This window comes from Streptomyces sp. NPDC021019 (assembly GCF_044333295.1).
Classification (GTDB): Bacteria; Actinomycetota; Actinomycetes; order Streptomycetales; family Streptomycetaceae; genus Streptomyces.
In genome coordinates this window covers 393935-415706 of sequence record NZ_JBIRQR010000006.1, presented here as the reverse complement: position 1 = coordinate 415706, position 21772 = coordinate 393935, and the positions used below count along the sequence as shown (strand labels likewise).

The 21772-nt window shown below is 73.1% G+C and carries 17 protein-coding genes; 7 read left to right on the top strand and 10 right to left on the bottom strand.

Going from position 1 to position 21772, the window contains the following annotated elements:
• Positions 1–11: 11 nt before the first annotated feature.
• The 3 genes from ACH4RG_RS28925 to ACH4RG_RS28915 are packed head-to-tail and all read left to right on the top strand — an operon-like array spanning position 12 to position 4197.
• Positions 12–1274 carry a glycosyltransferase gene (locus ACH4RG_RS28925; protein ID WP_397921906.1) on the top strand — a complete coding sequence of 421 codons (1263 nt, stop codon included), beginning with the start codon at positions 12–14 and terminating at the stop codon, positions 1272–1274.
• Positions 1271–2956 carry a lipopolysaccharide biosynthesis protein gene (locus tag ACH4RG_RS28920; RefSeq protein ID WP_397921908.1) on the top strand — a complete coding sequence of 562 codons (1686 nt, stop codon included), beginning with the start codon at positions 1271–1273 and terminating at the stop codon, positions 2954–2956. The genes ACH4RG_RS28925 and ACH4RG_RS28920 overlap by 4 nt, the downstream gene beginning before the upstream one ends.
• Positions 2953–4197: a hypothetical protein gene (locus ACH4RG_RS28915; RefSeq protein WP_398540482.1), complete on the top strand. Its 1245-nt coding sequence runs from the start codon at positions 2953–2955 to the stop codon at positions 4195–4197. Before ACH4RG_RS28920 ends, ACH4RG_RS28915 begins: the two co-directional genes overlap by 4 nt.
• On the opposite strand, the gene ACH4RG_RS28910 is transcribed toward ACH4RG_RS28915, so the two are convergent.
• Positions 4166–5707, bottom strand: a complete 1542-nt coding sequence (locus ACH4RG_RS28910) for a hypothetical protein (protein ID WP_397921912.1) — start codon at positions 5705–5707, stop codon at positions 4166–4168. The two genes, ACH4RG_RS28915 and ACH4RG_RS28910, sit on opposite strands and share 32 nt — an antisense overlap.
• 108 nt (positions 5708–5815) lie before the next feature.
• On the opposite strand from ACH4RG_RS28910, the gene ACH4RG_RS28905 reads away from it, so the two are divergent.
• On the top strand, positions 5816–6982 hold the full coding sequence (locus ACH4RG_RS28905) for a glycosyltransferase (protein WP_397921914.1): 1167 nt from the start codon (positions 5816–5818) through the stop codon (positions 6980–6982).
• A 12-nt stretch (positions 6983–6994) separates the two neighbouring features.
• Here ACH4RG_RS28905 and ACH4RG_RS28900 read toward each other — a convergent pair whose 3' ends face one another.
• The 4 genes from ACH4RG_RS28900 to gmd form a co-directional block, all read right to left on the bottom strand.
• The gene (locus tag ACH4RG_RS28900; protein WP_397921916.1) at positions 6995–7834 is read right to left on the bottom strand and encodes a glycosyltransferase family 2 protein; all 840 of its coding nucleotides are present in this window, start codon (positions 7832–7834) and stop codon (positions 6995–6997) included.
• Complete coding sequence (locus tag ACH4RG_RS28895; protein ID WP_397921918.1) at positions 7831–8562, bottom strand: hypothetical protein; 732 nt, start codon at positions 8560–8562, stop codon at positions 7831–7833. The genes ACH4RG_RS28900 and ACH4RG_RS28895 overlap by 4 nt, the downstream gene beginning before the upstream one ends.
• A gap of 4 nt (positions 8563–8566) precedes the next feature.
• A complete protein-coding gene (locus ACH4RG_RS28890; RefSeq protein WP_397921920.1) occupies positions 8567–10825 on the bottom strand; it encodes a LamG-like jellyroll fold domain-containing protein in 2259 nt (752 codons plus the stop codon).
• A gap of 353 nt (positions 10826–11178) precedes the next feature.
• Positions 11179–12192: a GDP-mannose 4,6-dehydratase gene (gmd, locus tag ACH4RG_RS28885; RefSeq protein WP_397922483.1), complete on the bottom strand. Its 1014-nt coding sequence runs from the start codon at positions 12190–12192 to the stop codon at positions 11179–11181.
• A 114-nt stretch (positions 12193–12306) separates the two neighbouring features.
• On the opposite strand from gmd, the gene ACH4RG_RS28880 reads away from it, so the two are divergent.
• The gene (locus ACH4RG_RS28880) at positions 12307–13290 is read left to right on the top strand and encodes a GDP-L-fucose synthase family protein (RefSeq protein ID WP_398540481.1); all 984 of its coding nucleotides are present in this window, start codon (positions 12307–12309) and stop codon (positions 13288–13290) included.
• Between the two features lie 74 nt (positions 13291–13364).
• Here ACH4RG_RS28880 and ACH4RG_RS28875 read toward each other — a convergent pair whose 3' ends face one another.
• The 4 genes from ACH4RG_RS28875 to ACH4RG_RS28860 form a co-directional block, all read right to left on the bottom strand.
• A complete protein-coding gene (locus ACH4RG_RS28875; RefSeq protein WP_397921924.1) occupies positions 13365–14915 on the bottom strand; it encodes a sugar transferase in 1551 nt (516 codons plus the stop codon).
• 373 nt (positions 14916–15288) lie between these two features.
• Positions 15289–17520 (bottom strand): hypothetical protein, encoded by a 2232-nt coding sequence (locus tag ACH4RG_RS28870; protein ID WP_398540480.1) that lies wholly within the window; start codon positions 17518–17520, stop codon positions 15289–15291.
• Positions 17521–17653: 133 nt separating this feature from the next.
• The gene (locus tag ACH4RG_RS28865; RefSeq protein ID WP_397921926.1) at positions 17654–18190 is read right to left on the bottom strand and encodes a hypothetical protein; all 537 of its coding nucleotides are present in this window, start codon (positions 18188–18190) and stop codon (positions 17654–17656) included.
• 249 nt (positions 18191–18439) lie between these two features.
• On the bottom strand, positions 18440–19069 hold the full coding sequence (locus tag ACH4RG_RS28860) for an alpha-ketoglutarate-dependent dioxygenase AlkB (protein ID WP_397921927.1): 630 nt from the start codon (positions 19067–19069) through the stop codon (positions 18440–18442).
• 257 nt (positions 19070–19326) lie between these two features.
• Between ACH4RG_RS28860 and ACH4RG_RS28855 the strand changes: the two genes are divergently transcribed.
• Both ACH4RG_RS28855 and ACH4RG_RS28850 read left to right on the top strand, forming a co-directional pair.
• Entirely contained in the window at positions 19327–19677 is a 351-nt protein-coding gene (locus ACH4RG_RS28855; RefSeq protein ID WP_397921928.1) for a 5-carboxymethyl-2-hydroxymuconate Delta-isomerase, read from the top strand.
• 76 nt (positions 19678–19753) lie between these two features.
• A complete protein-coding gene (locus ACH4RG_RS28850; RefSeq protein ID WP_397932349.1) occupies positions 19754–20971 on the top strand; it encodes an FAD-dependent monooxygenase in 1218 nt (405 codons plus the stop codon).
• Positions 20972–21036: 65 nt separating this feature from the next.
• On the opposite strand, the gene ACH4RG_RS28845 is transcribed toward ACH4RG_RS28850, so the two are convergent.
• Positions 21037–21765, bottom strand: a complete 729-nt coding sequence (locus tag ACH4RG_RS28845) for an ABC transporter ATP-binding protein (RefSeq protein WP_397921930.1) — start codon at positions 21763–21765, stop codon at positions 21037–21039.
• Between the last annotated feature and the right edge of the window lie 7 nt (positions 21766–21772).

The following is a 21772-nucleotide window of genomic DNA, read 5'->3' as shown; positions in this document are numbered from 1 at the left end:
GCGATCGTCCGATGTCCGAAGCGTCAAGGTCCAGTCCGATCCGAGGCCGCCGACTTCTGGTGGTTTCGACCAACTACGCACCGGAGCTCACGGGCATAGGCCCGTACGCCACCCAGCTGGCCGAGCACTGGGCCGCGTCCGGGGCCCGGGTCCGGGCGCTCACCGGTATGCCGCACTACCCCTCCTGGCGGCTGGAGGAGGCGTACCGGGGCGTCTGGAGGACGGTGGAGATACGCGGCGGCGTCGGCGTGCACCGGCGCCGGCACTATGTGCCGCCCCGTCAGACCGCTCTGCGGCGTGCCGCGTTCGAGGCGAGCGTCCTCGCGACCGGACTGTTCGCCCCGCCGCCCGGACGCCCCGAAGCCGTGATCTCCCAGATGCCCAGCCTCGCGGGCGGCGTCATCGGAGCCCGCCTCGCCCGGCGCCACCGCGTCCCCCACCTGCCCGTCGTCCAGGACCTGATGGGCGCCGCCGCCGCGCAGAGCGGCATCCGGGGCGGAGGCAGGGCCGCCACCGTCGCCGCGGCAGCCGAGCGGTACGCACTGCGCGGGGCCGCCCTCGTCGGCGTCATCCACGAGAGCTTCGTCCCTGGCGTCACCGCTCTCGGCGTCGACCCCGGGCGTATCCGCCTCGTCCCCAACTGGACCCATGTGCAGGGCCCCACCGCCGACCGGGCCGCGACCCGCGCCCGGCTCGGCTGGCCCGAGGGGACCCCGGTCGTCCTGCACTCCGGCAACATGGGGCTCAAGCAGGGGCTGGACGTCCTGGTGGACGCCGCCCGCCTCGCCCCCGACGTCCGCGTCGTCCTGATGGGCGACGGCAACCAGCGCGACGCCCTGCGCGCCCACGCCGAGGGACTGGCCAACGTGGACTTCCCGGAGCCCGCGGCGGCCGAGGAGTTCACCGACGTCCTCGCCGCCGCCGACGTCCTCGCGGTCACCCAGCGCGCCTCGGTCCTCGACATGAGCGTCCCCTCCAAGCTCACCTCCTACTTCACCTCCGGACGCCCCGTGATCGCCTCCGTCGCCGAAGAGGGCGGCACCGCCGACGAGGTCCGCCGCTCGGGCGCCGGGGTCCTCGTCGCGCCCGAGGACCCGGCCGCCCTGCTCGAAGCGGTGCGGAAACTGGTCGCCGACCCGGCCGCCGCCGACGCCCTCGGGGCCGGGGGACCGCGCTACGTCGCCCGCCACCTGAGCCGGGAGGCGGGCCTCGCCCGCTTCGACGACCTGCTCGCCGAGGCCCTGCCGGACGCACAAGGGAGCCCCCGCCGATGACCCCGCACCACCGCGCCCCGGACGACCAGGACGAGCCGGCGCTCCTGCGCGACCAGTTCCGCCAACTCCTGCGCTACCGATCCCTGCTGGCCTGCGGAGTCGTCGTCGGCCTGCTCGGCGGCGGCTATCTCGCCCTCGGCGGCGAGGACACCTACACCGCCACCGGCGAGGTGCTCGTCCGCTCCGCGATCTCCGACCCCTTCGCCGCCGGCTCCACCGCGGACAAGGGCATCAACATCGGCTCCGAGCGCCAGACCGCCGTCAGCGACACGGTGGGCACCCTGGCCGCCGGGACCCTGCTCAAGGCGGGCGACGACGTCACCGCCCGCAAGCTGCTCACCGGGCTCCAGGTCACCAACCCGCCCAACACGCTCACCCTCCGCTTCTCCTACACGGCCGCCACCCCCGAGCAGGCCCGCGCCCGCGCCGAGGCCCTCGCCGGGGCCTACCTGGCCCACCGCAAGGCGCGCACCCTGGAGAGCATCCAGAACATGTCCGACGGCTACCGGGCCCAGCTCGGCCCGCTGGAGGAGAAGCGGGACCTGCTGGAGGACCAGGCGGGAACGGGCGCGGAGGACGACGTCAGCAGCGCCCGCGCCAACATCATCGTCTCCATCTCCGAGCTGAGCCGGAAGATCTCCGAACTGAAGGCCCTGGACACCACCCCCGGCTACCTCAACAAGAAGCCCGTCGCGCCCACGTCGCCCACCGGCCCGGGACTGCCCCTGCTCCTCGGGCTCGGCGGCGTCGTGGGCCTCGCCCTGGGACTGCTGCTCTCCTGGGTGCGCCTCGTCTTCGACCCCGCCGTACGCTCCCCCCGCGAACTGGTCCGCTCGCTCGGCGCGCCCCTGCTGGGCACCCTGCCCCGGGAACGCGCCGCCGCGGGCAGCCTGCTCGCCATCGGGCGCGGCACCTCCCGGCTGGCCGAGGAGTACCGCGCCGTCGCCTTCCGGCTCGCCTACGACCCGTCGTTCGCCGAGAGCCGCCGTCTGCTGGTCACCGCCCCCCGCGGCGACAACACGGCGGCCGCCGCCGCGGCCGCCAACCTGGCCGCCGCCTTCGCCGAGATGGGCCGCGACGTCCTGCTCGTCGAGGCCGACCTGCGCACCCCCTCGCTCGCCCGTGACCTCGGCTCCGGCTCCCACGAGGTACGCCCGCCGCGCTGGGCCGCCGAGAAGGGCGGCGGCTGGCCCGCCGGGGGTCGCACCAACGTGGACGTGCCCGGCTCCGGGGCCTTCGCCCTGATCCCCGGGACCACCGTCGACAACGTCCCGCGCGCCCTGACCTCCCCGCCCGTCGGCCGCATCGTCGCCGAGGCGGACCGGACCGGCAACGTCGTCATCGTCCTCGCCCCGCCCGTCCTGTCCTACGCGGACGCGGTCGCCCTGGTCGACCGGGTGGAGGGTGTCATGGTCGTCTGCGACCCGCGCGAGGTGCACCGCAGCGACCTCGAACGCATCCGCGAGATCATCGGCGCCTCCGGAGGTGCCGTTCTCGGCGCGCTGCTCCACCCCGGCCGGAGACGGCTGCGGCGCGGGGAGCGACGGGCGAAGCCGACCCGACGCAGGGGCGGTGGCGGCGGCCCCGCCCCCACCGCCGGGCCGGACGCTCCCGAGACCACCGGCGATCCCACCGAGACCCTCGGCCTGCGCGCCTTCACCCAGCCGGCCGCGCGCAATTGAGAGCCCGTACCGCCGTCCTCTGCTCGGTCGCGGATCAAGGTGTGGCGGCGCTCACCAACATCCTGGTGCTGCTCGCCGCCGCCCGGCTCTCCACCGTCGCCGACTTCGCCCGCTTCTCCGCGGTCTACCTGGTCTTCACCGTGCTCCTCGGCGTCGCGGGCGCGTATGTCGGGCAGCCGCTGGTCCTCAAACGCGGCGCGGGGAAGGAGACCCGGGGCGCCTGCCGGTCCGCGCTCGCCTTCACCGTCCTCGCCTCGGCCGCCCTCGGCGCGCTGCTCGCGGCGGTCTGCGTCCTCGTCCCCGGCGACACCGCCCGCGCGCTGACGGCGCTCGGCCTCGTGCTGCCCGTGGTGCTGGGACAGGACGCGGGACGCTACGCCTTCGCCACCCTCCAGCGCCCCCATCTCGCCCTGGCCGCCGACCTGTCACGGCTCGCCTGCGTGCTGGCGGCGCTCGCCGCACAGGACCACGGGGCGTCCCCGGCGCGCCTGATCGCCGCCTGGGGGCTCTCCGCGCTGCCCGCGCTGCTCCTGTCCGCCGCGCTCCTCCACCGGGCCACCGCGGGGGCCCCGGTCCGCCTGCGCCCGATGCTGCGGCGCGGCCATCTCGGACAGCGCTTCACCGTCGAGTTCGGCGTCGGCAACGCGACCGGTCAGCTGTCGGTCCTCGGCCTCGGCGCGGTCGGCAACCCGCTCCTCGTCGGCGCGCTGCGCGGGGCGACCACCCTGTTCGGACCGCTCAACGTGCTCTACACCTCGGCCACCTCCTTCGGCACCCCGCTGCTCGGCCGCATCGGCGACGAACGCCGCCGGGTCCGGGCCACCGCCGTCCTCGCCGCGGTTCTCGCGGGGACCGCCGCCCTCTGGGCCACCGTGCTCGCCCTGCTGCCCGCGCGCGCCGGACGCGAACTGCTCGGCGACACCTGGCCCACGGCCGCCGCCCTGCTCCCCGCGACCGGAAGCCAGTACGCGGCGATGGCCGTCGGCACCTGCGGGCTGCTCGCCCTGCGCATGCTCGACCCGCGCACCACGCTCTCCATCCAGGTCGTCTTCTCGCTCACCGCCGTGGCGCTCCTCGCGGGCGGTTACGTCATCGGGGGCGTCCCGGGCGCGGCCTGGGGGCTCGCCCTGGGCTCGCTCTGCAAGGCGGTCGCGACCTGGACCCGAGTGGCCCGGCTCCGCCGCCGCCGGCCCGGTCCCCAGGAGCCCGTCAGCGCCGACGCGCTGCCCGCCGCTCCCTGAACGTGGTGATCAGCATCAGGCACAGCGCCGCGATGGCCAGCTTCCCCACCGCCTGCAACAGCGGCCCGCGCAGCAGGATGAAGGTGTATCCGGCGATCAGCGGGGCCGCGATCGCCAGCACGCTTCCGGGCCCCGGCCCCGCCCGGGTGACGGCGAGGGCGTACCTGCGGTCGGTGCGCGCCGCCGCGTAGCCGATCAGCGCCATCCCGCCGACCATCCCGGCCGGACCGAGGTCGACCCAGAACTCGGTCCACAGCGGGGCCGAGAGATTGGTCATCCGCAGCCCCATCCACTGCCCGACCCGGACCCCGGTGTCCTCCGGCTTCCCGCTCCACACCGCACGCGGCACGAAGAACAGCGCCGAGCCCGTCAGCTGGCGGCCGTAGGTGTGCCCCCGGGTGTCCACCCACGAGATGGTGTTGGCGAACATCACCATCTGGTCGTAGTCCTTGGTCACCAGCGGATCGAAGACCGAGGCCGACTGCACGGGCCGCTCGCCCCCCTCCTCGTACCGGAACCTGTCCGCGTACGGGAACACCACCAGCGCCCCCACCACCCCCGTCGTCAGCACCGTGCGGTAGAACGCCGCACTGCTCGGGAACGCGGTGAACACGAACGCCATCAGTACCGTCAGGAACCAGTAACGGGCATTGGAGATGGGGTTGTTCACCACGAGGTTCAGCGCCGCCAGGGCCACCCACACCAGCACCGTCGACGGGGTGCGCCGGGCGCGCCGGGAGGTCGCCAGCCGGCGGGTGTAGAACAGCAGCGCCAGCAGCGCCGGGACCTGGCCGAAGCCCTTGATGAACGCCGAGCCGACGTTGGACCCCTCCGTCACCACCCCGCTCGCGGCGACGGTCTCGTTGATCTCCTGCCTGCTGGAGAAGAAGACCGCGGGCCCGCCCAGCTTCAGCACGTAGAAAGCGCTCGCCGCGAAGGCCAGCAGCACGAGGAGCCGCAGCCGCACCGGATGCGCCCGGGCCGGCCCTCCGCCCGAGCCCCGTGCCGAGGGGGTACGGCGGCGCAGCGGACGCCGAGAGGCCAGCAGCGCCCCCAGGTCGTAGGCGGCACACCCCACCAGGATCATCGCGATCGCGGTCACCAGGTCCTGGCGCGGCCCCACCATCGGCGTCGGCGTCTGCCCGATCACCACCTGGGCGAACGGCGCCACGCCCATCGCGATGTACACGAACATCCAGAAGACGCCCTGGAGCAGCCGCCGCCGGGTCGAGAGGATCATCGTCGCCAGCCGGGCCCCCGCGTAGCAGGTCAGCACCAGCTGGAGCCAGTACGCCGTGTCCCGGACCCCGCTGCCGGGCTGGGCGGCGATGACCGCCGGCAGGAAGCAGACGAGCCCCAGGATGAGCGGCACGGACAGCGCCCGCGACAGCATCGACCAGGCGATCGGCCGCTCGGGCGGCTCCGGGGGGCCGCCCGGACCTCCCGGACGCGCCGTGCGCGCGGCCACGCGGTCGGCCTCCCCCCGCGCCGACGTGTGCACCGACGTCATGCGCCCCCCAGGGATCAGTGAACCGCTGAACACTCTAACGAATCGGCCCACTTGAGGAAGACCGATGGCTACTCTGTGAACAAGTGGCCGTGATCGAGGGGAACTCCGGTGAAAATCCTGCATGTTGTCACGCTCCACACTCCGGACCACGCCTTCGGCGGTCCGACCCGGGTGGCGTTCAACCTGTCCAGGGTCCAGCGGGCGGCCGGGGACGACGCCCGCGTCATGGCCCTAGGTGACGGCTTCCCCGGCGGTGAACTGCCCCGGCAGGTGGAGGGAGTTCCGGTCCACCTCTTCCAGGCGCGGCACCTGCTCCCGATGTTCGAGGTCAGCGGCATCACCTCCGCAACGCTGCTGAACACCGCGCGCCGCATGATGCGCGGCGCCGACCTCGTGCACGTCCATCTGATGCGGGACCTGGTGACCCTGCCCGCGGCGCTCCTCGCGCTCGCGACCCGGACACCCCTGGTCGTGCAGACCCACGGCATGATCGACCCCACCGAGAAGAAGGTCGCGCAGCTGACCGACCTGCTCGGGGTCCGCAAGGTGCTGCGGGACGCCGACGCCGTCCTGCACCTCACCGAGATGGAGCGGGTCGATGTGAACGCCGTCGCCGCCCCCGTCCCGCTCACCCGCACCGTACGGCTGGTCAACGGGGTGCGCCCGCAGGAGCGCAAGCCCGCCCGCGCCCCCGGCCGTCCGCCCACCGTGCTCTTCCTCGCCCGGATCCAGGAGCGCAAGCGGCCCGAGGACTTCGTCGCCGCGATGCCGCACGTCCTCGCCCGCCACCCGGACGCCCGGTTCGTGCTGGCCGGGCCGGACACCGGCGCGCTGGCCGGCACCCTCGCCCTCGCCAGGAGGCTGGGTGTGGCCGACTCCCTGGACCACGTGGGCCCGTTGGAGCACGAGCAGGTCCTCGCCGCCGACCGCGAGGCCGATGTGTATGTGCTGCCGGCGATCGAGGAGCCGTTCCCGGTCTCGGTGCTGGAGGCGATGTCGGTCGGCACTCCGGTCGTCATCACCCGCACCTGCGGGCAGGCCCCCGATGTGGCCGGGGCGGGGTCGGGCCGGGTCATCGACAGCCGGGTCGGCGAGGACGCGGCCAACGCCCGCAAGGTCGCCGACGCGATCCTGGAGCTGCTGGAGCCGGAGGCCGCCGAGCAGGCGGGCAAGGCCGCCTGGGAGCTGGTGAACGAGCGGTTCACCATCGAGGCCGTCACCGCCACCCTCCGGCGGACCTACGAGGACGTGGTCCGCCGGAGGCGGGGGTGGTGAGCGCTGTGCTTGTCAACGCGTCGGCTTCTCCCTCGACTTGAGGGCGATCTGCCAGCGGTAGAAGCTCATCGCCAGCGCGAAGTCGAGACCCGCCCGCCCGTCCAGGAAACCCCGCTTGTAGAGGTACATGTAGGCGAAGGACACCACGGGCTTGAACGGCGCCTTGTGGAACAGTTGCCCCTGGCGCGACTTGACCTGGCGCACCTGCTCCTTCACCTCGGGGTGCTGCTCCAGCCACGCCTCCCAGTCCGAGTAGCGGTTGTGCCGCTCGAACCAGGCGGTCACCGGATCGAGGTCCTGGTGCTCGATCGGGTGCGTGAGCGTTCCCACCGTCGCCGCGACCGGCTGGTAGTGGCCCTCCACCTCACCGATGCCGGGGGCGTCGAGGTCCCCGACCTCCGGATAACGGGAGCGGGTCCGGTCGGTCAACGACCGCTTGCGGATGGTGTATCCGTGCCGCAGCCGCTTCCCCGAGAACCAGTAGCCGAGCGGTATGTCGTACGCGGCCGGCTTCGGGGACGCCGGGTCCCGGAAGGCCTGCCGCAGTTCGGCCAGCAGCCTGGGGCTCAGCCTCTCGTCGCCGTCCAGGAGCAGGATCCAGTCCAGGTCGGTGCGGACGTTCTCCAGGCACCACTGCTTCTTCCGCGGGTGGCCCCCGTCCCAGGTGTAGGTGATCACCTCGGCCCCGCACTCCTCGGCGATCTTGACGGTGTCGTCGGTGCTGTGGGAGTCCACCACCACGACCGCCTCGAAGTGGCCGAGCACCGATCTCACCGCCTCCGCGATGTTCAGCCCCTCGTTCTTCGTGGGGATCGCCACGGCTATCGGCAGCTTCGGCTTTCCTGCGGTCATCCCTCGGCTCCTTCGGGCAGCCAGGCGTAGCAGCCTGTGGAGGTGAACGTGCGGGCGGACTTCGGGATCGTGATCGTGCGGGACGTGCCGGTGTCGGACGTGCCCGAGGACAGCTCCTTGCCGCCGGCCCCGGTGATCTGCCAGGAGCAGGCCGTGGTGGGGGAGGCGGACCGGTAGACGCCCGGCCGGAGCTTCTTCCCGGTGTGCGTGCCGTCCGGGTAGGCGTACGCGGCCTCGTCCACCAGGTCCTGGTGCTGGGGGCAGAGCCCGGCGACCGCGTCCGCCGCGTCCGGGATCTCGTCCGTCGTGATGGCGCCGACGGCGGTGTCCCGGTCGGCCTTGACCAGATAACGGAGCTTGTCGCACGCCTCCTGGCCGGTCTGGAGCACGGCGGCCGGGTCCATGCCCCGGGGCACCCGGTCCGCCAGATATTCCCGCTGCTTCTTCGTGAACGTTCCGGTGACCGGGGTGATCTCGCCGGACGGTGTCTTCGGGCCCGCGGCGGGGGCGGAGGGACCGGCGGCGGCCCGCGCCCCGGGTTCCCCGGCGTCGGGCGTGGCGGGTGGGGCGGGCGTGCCGGCGGACGGGCCGGGGGCGGCGGGCCCGGAGGCCGCGGGGCGCTGGGCGCCCGCGGCCTCCGGACCGTTCCCGCCGGCGGACGAACCGCAGGCGGCCAGCGCCGCCGTCGTCATGACGACGACGGCGCCGGCCAGGAACGGGTTCCTCATCGGATCAGCCATTCCTCAGGGCGTAGTGCGCGCTGATCTGCGCAGCGGTCAGCGTGGTCGGGTAGACGGCGGTCTCGTCGATCTGCCCGGCGAAGAAGTTGCTCGTCGGACGGCTCGGCCAGCCGGAAAGGTTGTCCCCGCCGACCCGCCAGTAGCCGGGGTTGCCGTCGTTGCCGGAGACCAGAATGTTCGACGCGCGCAGCTGCCCGTCGACGTACAGCGCCATGCCCTGCCCCAAGGGCCCCTGGGTGGCGACGACGTGGTGCCACTGGCCGTCGTTGTAGGCGGCCGGGGTGGTGACGGTCCGCGCCCCACTGCTCTGGACGCCGAACACGAGCCGCCCGTCGTCGCGCATGTAGACGTTCTTGTCCTGACGGGTGCTGTTCTGCTGCGTCTTGTTCCCGAAGCCGATGATCTTGCCGCCCCGGGTGGTGGTGGTCCTGATCCAGGTCTCCACCGAGAACCGGCCCGGCGCGGCGTGCAGCCGGTTGCTGTACGCGTATTCGTCGGTGCCGTTGAAGCCGATCGCCGTCGATGGCCCGGCGACCGCCGCCGGGGTCTGCCGGTAGGCAGGGCCGTTGCGCAGGAAGCCGTTGTTCAGATTCCCGCTGCTGTCGTGGGCGAACGTGGACGTGCCCTCGTCGTAGCGCCAGTAGAGGCCCGCCCCGTCGGACCTGACCCGCGCCGGATACGCCTCCGTCGCGCCGGCCACGGTCGCGGACCGGGCCGGGGACTTGGCGCTGGTGTTGGGGCCGTCGCTCGCGGTGATCCGGTACGAGTGGGTCTCGCCCGGCGCGACGTCGGTGTCCGTCCAGGTCAGCTGGGGCCGGTCCCAGAAGACCGAGTAGCCGGTCGTCGTGTGGACCGGGGTGTTCGAGCCGTCCTTGTAGATCCGGTAGGTCAGCTCACCGTCGTCGGTGTCGAAGCTGGTCTGCCAGTTCACGTCGATCCGCCCCGGGGTCAGCGTGGACAGGCTGACGTTGGGCACCCAGGGCGCGCCCGTGTCGGGGCCGTCCGCGAACCGGGTCAGCCCCTGCTGCCGGTCGCCGTTGACCGTGGTGAACTCGCCGCCCACCCAGAGGTAGTGGCGGCCTCCGCTGCTCGTCTGGCTCATCACACGCGGTCCGACCGGCTCGCCGATGCCGTCGTTGGTGTCCGGGAACCAGGGGAGCAGTTCGGGGTCGTCGACCGACTGGGCCAGCAGATGTTTGCGCGGCTGGTCGGGGAAGGACCCCATGCTGGCGCAGTCGTGGGCGTGGCTGCCGCTGTACAGCACGCCCGAGTGCACCAGCACCGCCTGGGTCGCGCCGAGGCAGGTGTCCCGCCAGCGCTGGTCGAAGTCGTCGAGATCCAGTGCGATCCGGCCGTCGAACACCCCGCCGCCGGTGCCCTCGTTGCCGGTGTAGAAGCCGGTGGCGTCGGTGGTGATGTCCTGGACGGTGGAGTTGTTGTGGATGAACCCCGGGTAGGACTTAGTGAGTTGCCCGGTGGTGGCGTCTGCCACGGCCAGGGCGTGGGTGTTCGTGCCGTTGATCCGGAAGAAGTCCCCGCCGAGCAGCACGTTCTGTCCGTCCGGCGTCACCTCGATCGCCCGTGCGACCTCGTCGGCGTTGGCCGTGAAGGGCAGCAGTGAGGCTCCGGTCGTGACGGCGGCGAAGTGGTTCCTGGTCTGCCCGCCGACCGTCGTGAAGTCGCCCGCCAGGTAGACCGTGTCGTCGGTGACGGCGAGTCCCCGCACGGTCGCCGAGACCCCGATCTTGAAGGCGTTGCGGACGGTGCAGCTCTCGGTGTCGATCGCCGCGATGTTGCTCACCCCGACGCCGTTCACCGCCCCGAACTGGCCGCCCGCGTACAGGGTCCCACCGTCCGGGGACAGCGCCAGGGCCCGGACGGTCGCGGTTCCCGAGGAGATGGTGAAGGACAGCGTGCAGCCGGTGGGCGCCCCGGTCGCCGCGTCGAACGCGGCGAAGTTCACCGCGGGCTGTTCGTCGGTTCCGGGGGCGGCGGTGGGGGGCCGCAGGGTCGAGAAGGTGCCGCCCGCGTAGACGACGCCGTCTCCGGCCGCCATCGACCAGACGATGCCGTTGGTCTGCCAGGTGGTGAGGTCGTCCGCGGTGATCGCGACCGGTGGTGTCAGCGCCGCCGCCGGAGAGGTCCCGGCCGCGGTCGCGGTCAGGGCTCCGGCCAGCAGGCCGAGAGCGGTGGAAGCGGCCCGCACACGGCCGCGTCCTCCGGTTCTCCGCCCCGTACTTCCGTTCATCATTCAGCTCCGAAGGTGAGATTCGAGCTGCGGCCTGGAGGCCGCGGATCCTGCCTCGCCCGACCGGACGCGCGGGACTGTCCGCCCCGCCGCTGGTCGGGGCGAGTGAGTAGGCGGAGCCGAGGCTCCGCCCGGTGTCGGCGCGATGAGCTCCACCGAGGGGTCGGTGGAGACGGCGGTCGCGCCGGTGATCTTCCCGGGCACGGGCGCGGCTGGCGCCGGCCGGGAGTTGGGGGTGACCGACGATGCGGTCCGGGCGCCGGTGAACGGCGCCGCGCGGCCGCCGTCGGTGGGCGCGGCCGTCGGGCCGGACGGGTGCGCCGGGCGGCCGCGCGGGAACGTGCTGCCCGGCCCGTTCACCTGTCCACCCGGACGGCGGCGCCGCTCAGCTGGTCGTCCAGTCGGCGGATGTCGGCGTCGACCATGATGCGGGCCAGCTCGCGTGACCTCACCTCGGGCTTCCAGCCCAGCAGCTGCTCGGCCTTCGACGCGTCCCCGATCAACGCGTCGACCTCGCTGGGGCGTTCGTACTTCGGGTCGTAACGCACGTGCTCGTGCCAGTCCAGCCCCGCGTGTGCGAAGGCGAACTCCACGAACTGCCGGACACTGACGCCCTCGCCGGTGGCGACCACGTAGTCGTCGGGGGTGTCGCACTGGAGCATCCGCCACATGGCGTCCACGTACTCCGGCGCGTACCCCCAGTCCCGGACCGCGTCCAGGTTGCCCAGGTGCAGGCGGTCCTGGAGCCCGGCCTTGATCCGGGCGACGCCCCGGGTGATCTTCCGGGTCACGAAGGTCTCGCCCCGGCGCGGCGACTCATGGTTGAAGAGGATCCCGTTCACCGCGAACATGCCGTACGCCTCGCGGTAGTTGACCGTGGCCCAGTAGGCGTAGACCTTTGCCACGCTGTACGGGCTGCGCGGGTGGAACGAGGTGCTCTCGTTCTGCGGGGGCGGGCTGGCGCCGAACATCTCGGAGGACGAGGCCTGGTAGACCCGGGTCTCGATGCCGCTGGCCCGGACCGCCTCCAGAAGCCGGATGGTGCCGAGGCCCGTGACGTCACCGGTGTACAGCGGGGCGTCGAAGGACACCCGCACATGCGACTGCGCGCCCAGGTTGTAGACCTCGTCGGGCTGGATGTCGCGCAGCAGGTTCACCAGGGCCACCCCGTCGGACAGGTCCGCGTGGTGCAGGACGAAGGAGCGTTCCGGCTCCTCGGGCCCCTGGTAGATGTGGTCGATCCGCTCGGTGTTGAAGCTGGAGGAGCGGCGTATGAGGCCGTGCACCGTGTACCCCTTGTCGAGCAACAACTCGGCCAGATACGAACCGTCCTGGCCGGTCACTCCGGTGATGAGCGCGGTCTTCGCCACGATTCCCCCTTCTCTGCTGATCGCCTCGGCGGCGACGTTCACCGACATATCTGAATTGGGACGTTCTGTGGTGAAGTGTCACCACAGTTCCCTTCTGCTGGCACAATCCGAGCCATGACGACCGAACTTCCCGTCCCTTCCCAGGAATCCGACCGCTCCCTACTGCGCCCCGGCTCCCGCATATTCGTCGCGGGCCACCGCGGCCTGGTCGGCTCGGCGGTGGCCCGCCGCCTCACCGAAGACGGCCATGAGGTGCTCACCCGCGGCCGCGACCTCCTCGACCTGCGTGACGCCGCGCGGACCGGGGCGTATCTGAAGGAGGTGCGCCCGGACGCCGTGGTGCTGGCCGCAGCCAAGGTCGGCGGGATCATGGCCAACAGCACGTACCCCGTGCAGTTCCTGGAGGACAACCTGCGCATCCAGCTCAGCGTGATCGCCGGTGCGCACACGGCCGGGGTCGAGCGTCTGCTCTTCCTCGGCTCGTCGTGCATCTACCCCCGGCTCGCGCCCCAGCCGATCCGTGAGGACGCGCTGCTCACCGGCGAGCTGGAGCCCACCAACGAGGCCTACGCCCTCGCCAAGATCGCCGGAATCGTCCAGATCCAGTCGTACCGGCGGCAGTACGGCGCCTCCTACGTCAGCGCCATGCCCACCAATCTCTACGGGCCCGGCGACAACTTCGACCTGGAGACCTCGCACGTGCTGCCCGCACTGATCCGCCGCTTCCACGAGGCACGGAGGGACGGGGCCCCCGAGGTGACGCTGTGGGGCTCCGGCTCCCCGCGCCGTGAGTTCCTCCATGTCGACGACCTCGCCGCCGCCTGTGTCACCCTGCTGGAGGCCTACGACGGCGACGAACCCGTCAACATCGGCTGCGGCGACGACCTCACCATCCGCGAACTCGCGGAGACGGTACGGGACGTGACGGGTTATCGGGGAAGCATCGGCTGGGACACCTCGAAGCCCGACGGGACGCCCCGCAAGCTGCTCGACGTCACCCGCCTCTCCTCCCTCGGCTTCACGCCGCGGATCCCGCTGCGCGACGGCATCGCCCGTACGTACGCCTGGTGGCTCGGCCAATCCCGTCCCGTGCAGTGACCGTTCGCCGCCGTCGGGAGGTGTCTCGCGGCGGCGAACCGGCTGTACTCCTCGCATCCGCACGCCCGCCGCCCTCAGTACGCCCCGCGGCCGTCGGCGACGGCGCGCACGGTGCGGGCGAGGAGTCCCATGTCGGCGGCGACCGACCAGTTGTCGACGTACCAGAGATCGAGCGAGACGGTCTCCTGCCAGGACAGATCGGAGCGGCCGCTCACCTGCCACAGCCCCGTAAGACCTGGTTTCACGGCGAGTCGGCGGTACTCCCGCTCGTCGTACCGCGAGGCTTCCTCCGGTAGCGGCGGCCGCGGGCCCACCAGCGACATCTGTCCCAGCAACACGTTGACCAACTGCGGGAGTTCATCGATCGACGTCCGCCGCAGCAGCCGCCCGACCGGCGTCACCCGGGGGTCGCCGCGCATCTTGAACAGCGGGCCGTCCGCCTCGTTGGCCGCGGCCAGCCGCGTCTTGAGCTTCTCCGCGTCGGCCACCATCGTGCGGAACTTCCACATGGTGAACGGCCGGTTGTGCTGCCCCTGCCGGACCTGCCGATGGAAGACCGGCCCCCGCGAGGACAGCCGGACGCTGAGCGCCACCGTCAGGAGCAGGGGTGTCAGGGCCAGCAGCCCGAACAGGGCCCCGGTACGGTCCAGCACGTTCTTCAGCACCGCCTGCGGCCCCCCGCGCAGCGGTGGTGCGATGTGCAGCAGGGTGAGCCCGGCCGCGGAGGCGGGACGCACCCGCTCGGCCGCCACCCCGGACAGCTCCGAGACCACGGACAGGGCGACGCCCCCGTCGTGCAGCCCCCAGCCGAGCCGGCGCAGCCGGTCCCCGGTCAGCCGGGGCCCGGGAGCCACCAGCACCAGGTCCGCCGCGTGGGCGTAGACCCCGCCGAGCACCGTCGTCACGTCGTCGTCGGCCGGGGAGGACGCGAGGCGCCCCGGCACCTGCACACCGTCCAGCTCCAGCCGGGCGGTGCCCACGGGTACCGCAGCGACCAGGCGGTAGTCATGGTTCGTACCGGAGTTGAGCTGCTCGGCCGCCCGGCCCACGGCTGCGGCCTCGCCGACCAGCAGTACCCTGCGGACCCGGTGGCCCCGTCGTCCGGAGCGCCGCCACCGGCGCAGCCCCGCCCCCGCCGTGGCGATGAGCAGCCCAGGTGTCACGGCCACGACGGCCGTGGCCGGGTCCACCGGGCTTCCCGCCGCCGTGTGCAGGACGGCCAGCAGGCCGATGAGCACGAGCCAGTCCCCGACCGGGCCGAGCGCGCCGCCGGGCCCGGCCCACGGCCGGTCCGTGTACCGCCCCCGGACGCCGCGCAGCCCGGCCCAGGCCAGCCCCGCCACCAGGGCGGCCGCGACCGGGCGCGGCTGGTCGCCGGCGCGCAGCAGCAGCCAGGCCGGGCCGGCCAGACCCAGCAGGTCGGCCAGTGCGGCGAGGGCCGGGCCGGGGGCCGGCTTCCGCCGGGCCGGGGCCCGGCCGGCCGGGTCGCGCTGTGCTGTCGGGGCCCTCCACAGTTGTTCGAGGGCCGCCGTGCGGTTCCGGGACGCGGCGGTGCGGGGGCGCGGTGCGCCCCGGAGCCCCACCGGTCCGGATAGGTCGGTATCAGGTATTTCGACATGCCCCATGAACCCCCCAGTCACAGTCGCACCCCCACAAACGGGACGCATCCGCCGATCCCATGGACTGACGGATGCGCCCTCGCTCGGTGCACGATATCCACACACGTGCCATTTCGCTGGAGTTCTCGTGAAGTTCAGACGGCTCCTTCCAGACGCCGCCGATCGGCCAGAACCGTTCCATGTCGCTTTGTGTGTAAGGACGTTGAAGGGCAGGCGGCTCGGCAAGCGCTTGTGCCGGGCGACGCCCGGGAGCGCTCCTTGGGGATCCGGCTCCGGTGCGCTCCGGCGGAAACGCGTGAATCCCCTGGCCGGCGGTGTGCCGGGCCAGGGGATTCACGGATCGGCCCGCCTGCCCCGAGGGGTAGGGGCCGCTACGGGGTCAGGACGCGCCGTCCGTGCGCCTCCTGGTGCGCCGGTGGATCAGCAATCCGGCGCCAACGAGTGCCGCTGCCACGAGTGTTGCCGACATCACCGTGACTCCGGTGGCGGCCAGGCTGCCGCCGCCGGACGTGATGGCGGCCCCGGTGCCGGCGCCGCCACCGACCGTGGAGGCGGTGCCCCCGGACGAGCCGGAGCCGTCGGCCGTACCGGTGGGGCCGGAGCCCCCGGTGGTGGAGCCGCCGCCCGACCCCGTACCGCCCTCGCCGCCTGCCGTGGCGGGATCTGTCGCTCCGTCACCTTCCGTGCTGCCGCCGCCGGTCGGACCACCGGTGCCGCTGTCGCCGCCCGTCTCCCCGCCGCCGGTGGCTGCCGCCGTGACGGTGAGTGTCGCGGCCGAGGTGCGGGTGGTGCCGACGTCGTTGCGGAACTCGGCGCGGTAGCGGTAGCCGTCCTGCGCGGTCCTCGCGGTGAACGTGAGGGCCGGCCCGGTCGCGCCCTCGACGTCCTGCCAGGTCACGGAGCCATCGGTGCTGACCTGCCAGCGGGCCGTGGGCTCCGGGGAGCCCTCCGCCGCCGCGGTGAGGGTGACTTCCCGGCCGTCCTCGGCCGCCAGGTCGGCGGGCGCGTGGGTCACCAGCGGCGAGACCTGCCGGACCAGCTTGGTGATCTTTCCCTCGGCGGGGCTCGTCACGAAGACGGTCGCCCCGCCCGGTTCGACGGCGAGCGAGGCCGCCCCGGACTGGGAGTGGTTGCCGGGCAGCGACAGTTCCTTCGCGGCCACGGCGAAGTTCTCGGTGTCGTACACGGTCAGTGTGCCGTTGTTGTCGTCGGCCGGATCGGAGAGGTCCCCGCCGTCCTGCCGGACGACGTAGGCCCGGCCCGTCGCCGCGTCGAAGGCGGCGTCGCGGGCGAGGTCCTCGCCGACGAGCGTCTTGAGCGGTTCGCCCGCGGCGTCGAGGACCAGCACGGACCGGTCGACGCCGACCCAGACCGCGCCGGTGGCCGGGTCCGTCTCGACGAATCCGGCCATGCCCTGGGCTCCGGGCAGTTCGAAGGACGCGGTGACTGTGAACGACGCCAGGTCCACCCGGTGCAGCCGCCCGGCCGCGAAGTCGCTGAACCAGAGCGCGCCCCGGGCCGGATCGGCGGCGAACCGCGCGCCGCCCGGGAGGGTGAGGCTCCGGGTCGCCGTCCCGGAGGCCCGGTCGATCTCGGAGAGCTTCACGCCCTGGGCGACCAGCACCGTGTCCGGGGCCGTACCGGGGGCGATGTCGGTGATGGTGGACCCGGTGAGCCAGACACCCGCGGCCTTCTCGTCACCGGTCTTGGCGCTCCCGACGCCCCGCAGCGGGTAGTTGTAGACGACGCCGTCGCCCGGCAGCGGTCCCGCGATGCGGGCGGCCGCCGAGGCGCGAACCTCCCCGGTGGGTCCGGGGGCCTGGCTGATCCAGCTCTCGGCCTTGCCGTCCTCGGGGTTCAGCACGTGCAGCCCGCGCTCGTCGACGTCGGCGGTGTCGGGGAGGTTGTCCGCGCCGACGTACAGCTTCTTCGAGTCGGGGTGCAGCAGCAGGTCCAGCGGCTTGCCGGCCGAGGTGAAGTCGGCGGCGGCCTTGTAGGAGACGGTCCCCGCGGGCACGTCGACGCCCTCGCCCGGTTCGCCCGGCTCCTGGCCCGCGAAGGCGACGGGTACGCGGACGTCCTGCGACCGGTCGCCGCTGGAGCGGTGGTCGGCCCGGGTGACGAGGGAGCAGGCCACCGCGGCGCAGTCGAGGCCGTCGCCCTTCGCCGAGATCTCGATCTCCACGTCGAAGGTTCCGCCGGGCCCGAAGGCGCGGGCGAGGTCGCCCTCGTAGGGGTCGCCCGGGGGCACGATCCACTGCGAGGTCGTCGAACCGCCGCTCATGTCCGCGCCGCCGAGGCAGGGGGAGGGGACTCGGTTGTCGCCGTTGTCCCTGCACAGGGCGACGTAGATGCCGGATGCGAGGCCGTATCCCTCGCCGGTGACCCGGACCTTCTCGCCGGCCGGGTCGAGTCCGGTGGTGGCCGAGACGGTCAGCTGCTGCCCCTGGGGGCCGGTGGCGGTCTTCGGGGCGCCGGCGTCGGCGCTGACCGCCGAGTCCGTGGGGATCGCCGCCAGCAGCAGGGCGGCGGCGGCCGTACCCGCCCGGCGTCCGAGTCTGCGACGGCCGTTCGGCGGGGTGCCGGGAGCGGTGCCCGGAGTGGATGTCATGTCAGTCCTCGTCACGACGCGGGGGAGCCCGGCCCCGGCACGAGCGGCCGGGGCCGGGCGAATGGCTCAGCGGCCCAAGCGAGTTGAGCAGTGCTGGACGGAGTTGTGCGGTACGACTCGGAGCCGGTCGGCGTTACACGAAGTCGATCGGCGCGTGGACGTCGTACTTGCGGTCGTTGGTGTCGGTGTGGTCGGCGCGGGTCACGATGGCGCACTCGACGGTGTCGCCGCAGACGTTCCCGCCGCCGAGGTCGGCCTTGACGTGTATCCGGACGCTGAAGGTGCCGCCCGCGCCGAACGGCGAGGTGTTGGGGAGGCCGCCGCCCAGGCCGGACACCCAGTGCGAGGCGCCGGTGGTGCCGGACTGGTCCTGGCCGCCGAGGCACGGGGAGGGCTTGTTGGCGCCCTGGGCGCCGTTCACCACGCACAGGCTCACGTAGACGCCCTGGCCGACGTGGTAACCGCTGCCGGTGACGGTGATGTTGGCGCCCGCGGCGGCCGCGGTGTCGGGTCCGGAGAGCGACAGGTTGTACGTGGCGCCCCCGTCGGTGACCGTACGGGTGCCGGTCGCGGCGGCGGCGGGGGAGGCGCAGGTCAGGGCCAGCGCCGCGGCGGCGAACGCGGCGAGGCCCGCGCGGGCGACGGTACGGGTGGAGGGAACAGCACTCATGAGATGAGCACCTTTCTCGGCATCGGTAACCAGAACCACGGACACCCAGTCGACTTAGGTAAGGCATACCTAAGTCGATACCTGTTGGGTTGTCAACAACGGTGCTGGTCGCGGGTGCTGTGCCCGGGCGGCGCTGATCGGCGGCGCCCGCGCCCGGTTCCGGGGAGGCCGGTTCCGGCCGGCGGCAGGGTCTGCTCGGTCCGGCTGGTCTTCCCGGTCGGGGTGTGCTCTCCGGCGCGCTCGCCGGGCTCAGCGCACCCCGTCGGGCCGGAACTGCACGCTGATGCGCGGTCCGACGGCCCGCGCGGTCTTGGGGATCGCGTGCTCCCACGTGCGCTGGCAGCTGCCGCCCATGACGATCAGGTCGCCGTGCCCGAGCGTCCTGCGGACGGGGGCGGGGCCCGGGCGGCGAGGTCGCAGCGCGAGGTGCCGGGGGGCTCCCAGCGAGAGGATCGCGACCATCGTGTCCTCGGTGCCTCCCCGGCCGATGGTGTCCCCGTGCCAGGCCACCCCGTCCTGCCCGTCCCGGTAGAAGCACAGCCCCGCCGTGGTGAACGGTTCGCCCAGCTCGGCCGCGTAGTGCTCGCCCAGTCCGGTGCGGGCCGCTTCCAGGGCCGGGTGCGGAAGGGGGTCGCGGCGGCCGAAGAAGGCCAGTAGTCGGGGGACCGCCACCACGCGCTCGTACATGACGCGCTGCTCGGCCCGCCAGTCGACCTCGCGGACCAGTGTCTCGAACAGGGTGTCCGCGCCCCGGAGCCACTGCGGCAGCACGTCGATCCAGGCTCCGTGCCCGAGGTCGGTGCGCCGCAGTCCGCTCAGGGGGCCGGTCTCGACCTCGGCCTCCTGGTCGAAAAGCGAGCTTTGCAGGTGTACGGCCATGGGGAGAGCGTAACGCTATTCGAGCAAGTGTGCGAATAATGTTCGGCGGCAGAACGCCGGCCCGGCCCTCCTCGTCCGGCTCGGCGCACTTCCCGTCGGTCACCCTCTTGACCCGCAGCCGCGGGGATTCGGCCCGGGGCTCGGTCCCGGGAAGTGCCGGTCCGCAGCCGCACCGTGCCCGGGTCCGTGTTCGGCTACCGTTCCCCCCGTACGAACCGACATCCCCAGCCCACGCTGTTCTCCGAGGAGTTGCCCCCATGCCGCAGATCACCGTCGACTACTCCGGCACGCTCGCTGCGGCCTTCGACCGGCAGGCCTTCGCGCTCGCCCTGCACCCGGTCGTCGTCGCCACCGTCGACGCCCGACCGGAGGCCTGCAAGACCCGCTTCCGTCGCGTCGACGATTTCGTCATCGGCGACCGGACCGAGGGCCACGCCGTCCTGCACGTCGAGATAGGCCTGCTCCACGGCCGCACCGACGAGGCCAAGATCCGTCTCGCGGACGCCGTCCTCGATCTGATCGCCGCCCGGGTCCAGCCGGCCGACGGCGTGACCCTGCACGCCTCCGTCGAGGTCCCCGACCTGGACGCGGCCTTCCGGAGGCGCTGAACGGGCACCGCGTCGGGTAGGTCGGGCGCAGGACAGGACCGGAAGGCCGGAACGTCGAGTGAGTGGAGTGTCAGACATGCGTGGAGGCAGCGTCGCCGTGGTCGGCGGCAGCATAGCGGGGTGTGCCGCGGCCCTGGCCGCCTCGCGCGGGGGAGCCGAGCGGATCACCGTCCTGGAACGCGCCGATGCCCGGCTCCGTGACCGAGGGGTGGGAATCGCCCTCCACAGCGACCGCTACGACGAGTTGAGGGAGGCCGGATACGTCGCTCCGGAGATGCCCTGGGCCCCGCTGACCCGACGGGTGTGGAGCGTGCGGGACGGCGAGGCCGAGCACGGCCGGGTCGTCGGCGAGCAGCCGTTCCCCTTCCGCGCCTACAGCTGGGGCTCCCTGTGGAGCGAACTGCGCCGCCGGGTGCCGGAGCAGGTCTCCTTCCGGTCCGGCGCCGTGGTCACCGGGGTCGAGCCGGACGCCGACGGGGTGACGCTGCGCCTCGCGGACGGGCACACGGAGCACGTCGACGTGGTGATCGGGGCGGACGGGTACCGCTCCGTCGTCCGCGGGGCCATGTTCCCCGGTGCGGACGCCACGTACGCCGGATACATCGGATGGCGCGGCACGTCGCCGGACGTCGCCGACCTCCCGTCGGACGGCCACGACGCGTACAACATCGTCTTCCCCGGCGGTCACTGCATGATCTACCGCATCCCGGACGGCGTCGGCGGACACCGGCTCAACTGGGTGCTCTACACCGCGCCCCCCGAGGCCGACGGGCTCCACCCCGACCTGCGGGCCCCCACCTCCCTCCCGCCGGGCAGGCTCAACTCCGAGCTCACCGCGTATCTGAGGGCCCTGGTCGCCGACAACTTCCCTCCGTACTGGGCGGCCAGGGTGCTCCGCACGCCCGCCGAGACCACGTTCATCCAGCCCATTTACGACCTGCGGGTGCCGCACTACACCTCGGGACGGATGGTGCTCGTCGGTGACGCCGCCAGCGTCGCCCGGCCGCACATCGGCGGCGGCAGCGTGAAGGCGCTCCAGGACGCCACCGCCCTGGAGGCCGCCTGGACGGCCGGGGGCAGCTGGAAGGAGGTCCTGGAGAGCTACGACGCCGGGCGCGGTCCCATCGGGTCGGCCATGGTCGCGCTCGCCCGCCGGATGGGCGCCGCGCAGGTCGAGCACACACCCGACTGGTCCGCCATGGACCGGACCGCGTTCGCCACGTGGTGGCAGGACCAGAACGAGGGTTCCGACCGGCGCAGCGGCTTCGGCGGCCACAGCCTGAAGGCCGGGTAGGCCCCCCGGAGGGGGAAAGGGGGCGGCGGCCCTGTACCGCACCGCGTCCCTTTCCCGCTCGCGTATCAGACCGCCGTCGGCGCCAGCTCCAGCGCCGCGTGCAGCGCGGTGCCGTCGGCACGGGCGTCCGCGCCGTCCATGCGCAGCGTCGTCCGCCCCGAGGTGAGGACCGTGAGCGCCCCGGCGGACTCGACGGCCCGGGCGGGGCTGGGGGAGACCAGCAGGACGGCGATGCCCTCGGCCGCCAGCGTGGCCACCAGTTCGTGGACCTGCCGGACGAGCACCGGGGCGAGGCCCTCGGTCGGCTCGTCGAGGAGCAGCAGCCGCGGCGAACCGAGCAGGGCGCGGGCCAACGCCAGCATCTGCTGCTCGCCGCCGGACAGCTCCGCGCCCCGGTTGCCCCGGCGCTCGCCCAGCCGGGGCAGCAGCTCCAGCACGCGCGCGGGGGTCCACACACTGGGCCGCCCCGTGTCACCCCGGCGCGGCGGACGGTACGACAACCGCAGGTGCTCGTCGACGGTGAGCCCGGCGAACACCCGGCGGCCCTGCGGTACGAGCCCGACCCCGGCACGGGCGATCCGGTGCGCGGGCTGCCCCGTCACCTCGCGGCCGTCGAGGTGTACGGTTCCGGCGCTCGGGCGCATCAGTCCGGCGACGGTGTGGACGAGGGTGGTCTTGCCGGCGCCGTTGTGGCCGACGACGGCGTGGACCGAGCCGGCGGGGACCGACAGGTCGAGCCCGTGCAGGACGGTGCCGCCGTGGTAGCCCGCGGTCAGGCCGGTGAGTTCGAGCATCGGGCGT